Raw genomic sequence first — 543 nt, forward strand, 5'->3', positions numbered from 1 at the left:
AAGCTTGTTCACTATGCGGAGGCTGGAGGATTTCGTGCCGCAGTCCCATCCGCTGCGCTCGATCCGGACTATGGCCAACCAGGCGCTGGTGAAGATGGACCGGCTGTTCGCGCAGATGTACGAGGCCGATATCAAGGGTGGCCGCCCCAGTATCGCGCCGGAGAAGTTGCTGCGGGCCATGCTGCTGCAGGTGCTCTACAGCATTCGCTCTGAGCGCCAGCTCATGGAGCAGACGCAATACAACCTGCTGTTTCGCTGGTTCATCGGGCTGTCGATGGACGACTCAGTTTGGGTGCCCACGGTCTTCACCAAGAACCGCGAGCGACTGATCAAGCATGATGCGGTGATCCAGTTTTTCAACGAGGTGCTGGCCATCGCGCAGAAGAAGAACTGGCTGTCGGGTGAGCACTTCAGCGTGGACGGCACGCTGATACAGGCGTGGGCAGGCCACAAGAGCTTCGTGCGCAAGGATGGCGACGACCAAGACGATGACGCCGGCGGCAGCTTCAAAGGTCGCAAGCGCAGCAACGAGACACACGAATC

At 60.0% G+C, this 543-nt stretch carries 1 protein-coding gene; it reads left to right on the forward strand.

All coding sequences use genetic code 11. From position 1 onward, the window contains the following. Positions 1-543 (forward strand): IS5 family transposase (locus MKD50_RS30595; RefSeq protein ID WP_252669795.1); only part of this gene is annotated, 543 nt, incomplete at both ends.

The organism is Cupriavidus mimosae, from assembly GCF_023952485.1.
GTDB classification, from domain to species: domain Bacteria; phylum Pseudomonadota; class Gammaproteobacteria; order Burkholderiales; family Burkholderiaceae; genus Cupriavidus; species Cupriavidus taiwanensis_C.